The organism is Pseudomonas sp. CM27 (assembly GCF_013179515.1).
Taxonomy (GTDB): domain Bacteria; phylum Pseudomonadota; class Gammaproteobacteria; order Pseudomonadales; family Pseudomonadaceae; genus Aquipseudomonas.
On sequence record NZ_JABMCN010000280.1, the window covers coordinates 1 to 7,446 of the forward strand.

General features: G+C 64.6%; 4 protein-coding genes. 1 reads left to right on the forward strand and 3 read right to left on the reverse strand.

Annotated elements, in window-relative coordinates; genetic code table 11:
* Positions 1–158: 158 nt before the first annotated feature.
* The 3 genes from HP547_RS25400 to HP547_RS25410 form a co-directional block, all read right to left on the reverse strand.
* The gene (locus HP547_RS25400; RefSeq protein ID WP_172288135.1) at positions 159–1,112 is read right to left on the reverse strand and encodes an arsenic resistance protein; all 954 of its coding nucleotides are present in this window, start codon (positions 1,110–1,112) and stop codon (positions 159–161) included.
* A gap of 265 nt (positions 1,113–1,377) precedes the next feature.
* On the reverse strand, positions 1,378–2,631 hold the full coding sequence (gene glyA / locus HP547_RS25405; protein WP_172229231.1) for a serine hydroxymethyltransferase: 1,254 nt from the start codon (positions 2,629–2,631) through the stop codon (positions 1,378–1,380).
* 285 nt (positions 2,632–2,916) lie between these two features.
* Positions 2,917–6,747 carry a bifunctional diguanylate cyclase/phosphodiesterase gene (locus HP547_RS25410; protein ID WP_172229229.1) on the reverse strand — a complete coding sequence of 1,277 codons (3,831 nt, stop codon included), beginning with the start codon at positions 6,745–6,747 and terminating at the stop codon, positions 2,917–2,919.
* A 247-nt stretch (positions 6,748–6,994) separates the two neighbouring features.
* Between HP547_RS25410 and HP547_RS25415 the strand changes: the two genes are divergently transcribed.
* Positions 6,995–7,399, forward strand: coding sequence for a hypothetical protein (locus HP547_RS25415; protein WP_172288137.1), 405 nt, complete (start codon positions 6,995–6,997; stop codon positions 7,397–7,399).
* The last annotated feature ends 47 nt before the right edge of the window (positions 7,400–7,446 follow it).

Sequence of the window (7,446 nt, forward strand, 5' to 3'; positions counted from 1 at the left end):
ACGTGGCGATCATCTGGCCGGAAGGCCGCGCGCCCTGGATTCTGGTGGTGTTTACCCATGGCGCGAAGAAGGATTCACCATGGCGCAGCGAACCCGTCGCCGCTGCCACGCGTGTGGTATGGGAGGCTTGGCGCGCCGGTTGATCGGCGCGAGGTGGGTCAGCGTACCAGCCGTGGTACTGCGCGCACGTAGATCAGCTCGCCCACCAGCTCCAGCAGCGTTTGGGTGATCACGGCCGCCGCCGCCAAACTGCGCAGCTCCTCTGGCAACGCCAGCGCCAGCGGCAGCACCACCAGTGAATTGCGCGTGGCGGCACTGAAGGTCACCGAGCGGGCCTCGGTGGCCGGCAGGCGCAGCAGCCGAGCCGAGATGAGGCCCAGCACAGGTGCCAGCAGCAGGAAGCCGATGTACACCGGAATCACCGGCAGCAAGCGCTCCAAGTCGCGCAGTACCACGGTAACCTGCGAAGCGATCACCACCAGCAGCACCAGCGCCATCGCCGGAACCGGCAGCCACGCCCAGGCATCGTTCCAGGCCGAGACCGCGCGGTAGCGGCGGGCGCCGGCGCTGGTGAATACGGCAAGGGCCATCGGCAGCACGATCAGTAGTACGAAGGCTTCCACAAACGGTGCGATGGAAATGCTCACGCTGCTGTTTTCACCGAGTATCAACGCAAGGTAGACCGGCAGCATTAGCAGCTGTACCAACAGCAGAACGGGTGTGGCAGCCAGGGTCAGCCGCGAGTCACCCTTGCCGATGTGGGTGAACACCACCACGTAGTCGATGCACGGCGTAAGCAGCACCAGCAGGGCGCCGACGAGGATTGCCGGGTGCTCGACCAGCCCGCGGGTGATAGCCCAGACCAACAGCGGCACAAGGATGAAGTTGACCAGCAGCAGGGCAGCCATGAAGCGCCGGTTGCCCAGACTTTGGCGCAGGTCGAGGAAGGGGATTTGCAGGAACATCGCATACATCAGTACGGCGATGGCAGGGGTGACCAGGGCCTCGAGATGGCGTGCTGTGTCGCTGGCCAGCAGGCCGAAGGCGATGGCGACGAGCACGACCGCGAAGTAGAGGGGGATCTGCCGGGTTTCGAGTTGCTCTCTGGTCAAGGTGCGGCCTGTGCTCGGTAGTGTGAAATGGGCACAGGGTAATACGTGCTGCCAGCAGGATGTCGCGAATTTTGTAGGAGCGGCCTTGTGTCGCGAAAGGGGCGCGCAGCGGCCCCCTGATTGCAGCTTCGCCGCCGGGATCGCCGGGACCGCTTTGCGGTCCTTTCGCGACACAAGGCCGCTCCTACAAAGGCCGTCGTTGCACCTGAGCCCAATGAAAAAGCCCGGCACTAGGCCGGGCTTTTTCACATCAGGCGAGCGCCGATCAGTTGCCGTAAACCGGCAGCTTCTTGCAGATGGCCTTGACCTTCTCGCGTACGGCGTCGATCACCGCGTCGTTGTTCAGGTCAGCCAGGATGTCGCAGATCCAGCCGGCCAGTTCCTTGCACTCGGTTTCCTTGAAACCACGGGTGGTCACGGCTGGGGTGCCGAAACGCAGGCCCGAGGTCACGAACGGCGAACGTGGGTCGTTCGGTACCGAGTTCTTGTTGACGGTGATGAAGGCTTTGCCCAGCGCGGCGTCAGCGTCCTTGCCGGAGATTTCCTGCTTGATCAGCGACAGCAGGAACAGGTGGTTTTCAGTACCACCGGAAACCACGTCGAAACCACGCTCGATGAACACGCTGGCCATGGCCTGGGCGTTTTTCACCACTTGCTGCTGGTAAGCCTTGAACTCAGGCTGCAGGGCTTCCTTGAAGCAGATGGCCTTGGCCGCGATGACGTGCTCCAGCGGGCCGCCCTGGGCGCCCGGGAATACCGCCGAGTTCAGCTTCTTCTCGATGTCGGCGTTGGCACGGGCCAGGATCAGGCCGCCACGTGGACCGCGCAGGGTCTTGTGGGTGGTGGTGGTGACCACGTCGGCGAACGGCACCGGGTTCGGGTATACGCCAGCTGCAACCAGGCCGGCAACGTGAGCCATGTCGACGAACAGGTAGGCACCAACCTTGTCGGCGATGGCGCGGAAGCGGGCGAAGTCCAGCACCTGCGAGTAGGCCGAGAAGCCGGCAACGATCATCTTCGGCTTGTGTTCGACAGCCAGGCGCTCGACTTCGTCGTAGTCGATCAGGCCGTTGCCGTCGATGCCGTACTGCACGGCGTTGTACAGCTTGCCCGAGGAGCTTACGGAAGCACCGTGGGTCAGGTGGCCACCGTGGGCCAGGCTCATGCCCAGGATGGTGTCACCGGCCGACAGCAGGGCCAGGTAGACGGCAGCGTTGGCCTGGGAGCCTGCGTGCGGCTGGACGTTGGCGTAGTCGGCGCCGAACAGCTCCTTGGCACGGTCGATGGCCAGTTGCTCGACGATGTCGACGTACTCGCAACCACCGTAGTAGCGCTTGCCCGGGTAGCCTTCGGCGTACTTGTTGGTCAGGACCGAGCCCTGAGCTTCCATGACTGCCGGGCTGGTGTAGTTTTCCGAAGCGATCAGCTCGATATGCTCTTCCTGGCGCAGAGCTTCTTGCTGCATGGCTTCGAAGAGCTCGGCGTCGTACTTGGCAATGGTCAAATCACGGCTGAACATGGCGGTCCTCAAGGATCGGGGGTGAGTTAGGCGGGCATTCTAACCGATTGATTCGCGGCTGGCATATGAAGTGGCATCAAGTCGCGGACCAATGGGGCTCATGTTGCATCCCGCGCCGCGTCTGGGCTGGATGGGCATTCGAGTTGACTTTTAAGTCCGGTTTTTTGGGGGCGCTTTGCGCCCCATCGCCGGCAAGCCAGCTTCCACAGGTACCGCATCAACTTCAATGCCAGCGCGAATCCTGTGGGAGCTGGCTTGCCGGCGATGAGGCCAGTGCAGGCTGCATCAATGGAACATGAACAACGTCTCGTTGGCGAACTGCGCCTCGAACTGATGGGCCGGCATCGGCCGCCCGAACAGGTAGCCCTGCACCTCGTCGCAACCATGCTCACGCAAGAACTCCAGCTGCTCGTGGGTTTCCACGCCCTCGGCGATTACCGCCAGGTTGAGGCTGTGGGCCATGGCGATGATCGCCCGGGCAATCTGGGCATCCTGTTCGCCTTCGGGCAGGCCGTCGACAAAGGTGCGGTCGATCTTCAGCACGTCGATGGGGAACTGCTTGAGGTAGTTGAGCGACGAGTAGCCGGTGCCGAAGTCGTCCACCGCAATGCTCAGGCCGAGGTTTTTCAGGCTGGCCAGAATCTGCAGCGCCTCGTTCACCTCGCGCATCAGGATGCTTTCGGTCAGCTCCAGTTCCAGGCAGGCCGGCGGCAGGCCGCTTTCCTCGAGGATGTTGGCGATACGCGTGCCCAGCTGGCCATCGGAGAACTGCCGCGCCGAGATGTTCACCGACACCTTTGGCACCCGCACCTTGGCTTTGTGCCAGGCCTTGAGCTGGCGACTGGCCTCGCGCAGCACCCAGTCGCCTACGTCCACCACCAGGCCCAGTTCTTCGATCACCGGGATGAAGTCGCCCGGCGGCACCAGGCCGCGGGTCGGGTGGCGCCAGCGCAACAGCGCTTCGGCGCCGGTCAGGCGCTTGCCGTCGCCGCTGAACTGCGGCTGGTAGTAGAGGATGAACTCGTTCTGCTCCATGGCATGGCGCAGGTCGCTTTCCAGCTCCAGGCGTTCCAGGGCACTGGCGTTCATTTCCGCCTGGTAGAACTGGAAGTTGTTCTTGCCGCGTTCCTTGGCGTGGTACATGGCGGTGTCGGCGTTTTTCATCAGCTGGCTCAGCTCGCTGCCATCCTGCGGGCTCAGGGCGATGCCGATACTGGCGGTGACGAAGAACTCGCGGTTCTCCAGCACGAACGGCCGCACCAGGCTGCCGAGAATGCTCTCGGCCACGTGGATGGCGCGGTTCAGTGCCAGTTCGCGGGTGGGGCGCGGTTGCAGTAGCAGGGTGAACTCGTCGCCGCCCATGCGGGCCACGGTGTCGTCGTCGTCCACGCAGGCCAGCAGGCGCAGGGCCATGTCCTTGAGCATGCGGTCGCCTGCAGCATGGCCCAGGGAGTCGTTGATCGGCTTGAAACGGTCCAGGTCGAGGAACATCAGCACCACCCAGGCCCTCTGCCGCTCGGCTTGCTGCAGGGCGTTGTACAGGCGGTCCTGGAACAAGGTGCGGTTGGGCAGGTGGGTGAGGGCGTCGTAGTAGGCCAGGCGGTGGATGCGCTGTTCGCTGGCCTTGCGCTCGCTGATGTCGGTGAAGAAGCACACGTAGCTGGCCAGGTCGCCTTCGTCGTCCAGTACCGCAGTAATGCCCACCCAGGCCGGGTAGTGGTCGCCATCGCGGCGCTTGAGCCATACCTCGCCTTCCCAGCTGCCGCGCTGGTGCAGTTGCTTGACCACATAGCGCAGGTGACCTTCCTGCTGCTGATCGACGGTGAGCATGCCCGGCAGCTGGTCGAGCACCTCGCTGACCGCATAACCACTGACGCGGCTGAACGCCTCGTTGGCCTGGACGATATAACCGGCCGGGTCAGTGATGAGAATGGCCGAGGTGGAGTGTTCGAACACCGTTGCGGCCATGCGCAGGTCTTTTTCCGCGCGGCGTTGCTGGCTGATGTCGCGGCCCACCCCGAGCACGCCTTCAAAGCGCTGGTCATCGTCCCATACCAGCACCAGGCGCAGCTCTATCGGGATCTTGCGGCCGTCGGCACGCAGGCAGTCGAACAGGAACAGCTGGGTCGGCAGCTGGCTGCGCAGCTGGGCCAGCTGGGCCGGGTCGCCCATGGCCGTGCTGACGCGCTCCATCAGGCTGTAGACGCCGGTGAGCTGCGCCGGGTTGGCAATGATCGACTGCCAGCCGTTGGCAAAGATCCAGTCGGCCTGATAGCCGAGCACGTTTTGCACCGAAGGGCTGACATAGTTGAGCTTGAGCAGGCTGTCGGTGGAGAAGATCACGTCGCTGATGCTTTCGGCGAGCATGCGGTAGCGCTGCTCGCTGTCGCGCAGCGACTGGCTGGCCTCGATCTGCACCGTGACGTCCTTGCCCACGCCGATGATGCGCGTCACCAGGCCATCGGCGTCGCGGGTCAGGACCTGCTCGCGGATGTCGTAGCAGCGCCAGCCGCCATCGCGGTGGCGGAAGCGCAATTGGCAGTGCAGCGGCTGGTCATGGCCGCTGTCGCGTTGTTGCTGGCGCAGGGCCTGGTAGTGCGCGGCGTCCTCGGGGTGCAGCAGCAGCTCCCAGAAGCGCTCACCCATCTGCGCAAGCTCGGTCCGGTCGTAGCCCAGGGTCTGGCCGAGGTGGCGGTTGCTGAAGATCATCCGCTGGCTGGCGACGTCCTGCACGTACAGCTGGTCGGGCACGGTGCGCACCACGTCCGACCAGAAGCTTTCGCGCTCCAGCAGCGACAGCTCGACCTGTTTGCGGCTGGTGATGTCGCTGATGCTGAGAATCACCGCCTGGTAATCGCGGCGCTGTTCCGGCAGGCGCGCCATCAGCCACAGGTGCAGCTCGCCGCCCAGCGGCGCAGGCAGGCGTACTTCCAGCTCCAGCAGCGGGCGTTGTTCGATCAGGGCGTCGATCAGTTGCATGCCAACGCTGTCGCGGCCATCGCCACTGCCATCGATCAGCCGTTGCCAGGCCCCTTCGTGGCACTGGATATTCAGCAACTGCCGCGCCACCTGGTTGACTTCGGTGATCTTCAGCTCCAGCAGCAGCGAGCGGCGCAGGTTCGGGTCCAGGGCCAGGCTGTGCTTGAGTGCGGCGCGGTTGCGCAGGTGGTAACGGTCGAGCTGGCCGGGCAGGCTGGACAGGTCGAGTACGCACAAGGCAACCCCGGTACCTTCGAAAATTTCCTGGTAGCGCCGGCGGTCCTCCTGCAAGGCCCGCTGGCGGCGGCGCATGTTGATCAGGGCCAGCACCGGCAGCAGGGCGCAAAACAGCACCAGGACACATTTGCCGATCAATGCCGGCAGCAGCTTCTGCCGGGTCAGCGTGGCGTCGAACAGGCCACGCAGCTGCCAGGTGCTGTTGTCGATAAAGGCCAGCATCACGCTTTGCAGCGGTTCGTTGCTGGTGTCGGCCGGCGCATGGCGCTGCAGCACTTCGCCGCTGCGGCTGTTCTCCAGCAGCCACAGCGGGTGGCCACTGCCATCCAGGTGCACGGTGAGGGCGCGGTAATAGTCGGGGGACAGGCGCAGCAGCCAGTAGCCGCGGCCCTGTTCGGCGGACTGGCGCAGCAGCAGGTAAAGGGTGCTGTTATCCGCCGAATTGGTGAAGAAGTACGCACGGCCCTGTTTCAGTTCGAGCAACTCGTCAAGCATCTGGCGGTCGGGGCTGCCGGCCAGGCTGTCGGCGCGCACCTGCCCGGCGCTGTCCAGCCAGGCCACGCTCTGCAGGGCGGGCAGGCGCTCGCGCAGGGTGCGGATCAGGCTGGGCAGGGCAGCAGGCGTCGGCGCATCGACGTAGGGCTGCATCACGTTCACGGCCTGTTGCGCCTTGAACGCCATGTTCAGGCTCAGGTGATCGGCCAGTTCGGCGCTGGCGTCCAGGCTCTGTTTGCGCAGGTCGGCCTGGGTGTGGTTGAACTGGGCGAACAGCTGCCACAGCAGCAACCCCAGCAGGATCAAGGCCAGCAGCGCCAGGGCACCCTTGATCGACCCGCGCAGCGAAGCAGCGGGCGCCTGTGGCGCGGAACGCAGTGACGACGGATGAGTAAGGTTGGTCAAGCGTTGAACCTGCGATTGGGCTGGCGATGGCAGGGATGGATCATGCACGGGGTGTGCCGGTGTCTGGCTGCCGGACCGTGGTGGCGCACTATAAGGCCGGACACCCGAAACGGGCTAGCATGCCTAGGATTATGGCAAAGTGCCAGCCGTGTTGACCGATGGTGACTGCCCGGTGGTTCGGCAAGCCCCTGCAAGCTGTGCGAGAATAGCCGCCGCTTCAATGACCACGCACCGGAGATGTTCGCTTTTGGTTACTCACTTTTCCTCCAATGGCCTCGATTCCGCCTGCGGGCGCAGCAGTCAGACCCTTGTCAGTACTGCCGTGACCGAGGACGTATCCTGCAAGTCCTGCCAGCGCACGCTGAGCAAGCCCGAGTCGGCGGCTGCCGGCAAGAACAAGACCCCTTCGCTGGCTGAACTGCGCAAGACCGCCCAGGCGGCGGCAGAGCCCGCTGTTGCAATGGCTGCTGGCAAGCCGGCTGCCAAGGTTGTCGGCACGGCGCCTGCGGCCGCCAGGCCGGCCCAGGTGGCCGAGCAGCAACCTGCGCGCAGCGCCGGCTTCAGCGTGAAATCCGCCTGGGCATCGCGCCTGGCCGAGCAGGGCGACCGTTGCCGGTTGCCACGGGGCAAGGCCAGGCAGCGTCACGTCTGAGCCATCCCGGTTGCTGTGCCGGCCCTTTCGCGGCTAAAGCCGCTCCC

What these genes read in the sequence shown, in the direction of transcription:
- glyA (WP_172229231.1), bottom strand. Translation starts at nt 2,631, where the DNA reads ATGTTCAGCCGTGATTTGACCATTGCCAAGTACGACGCCGAGCTCTTC.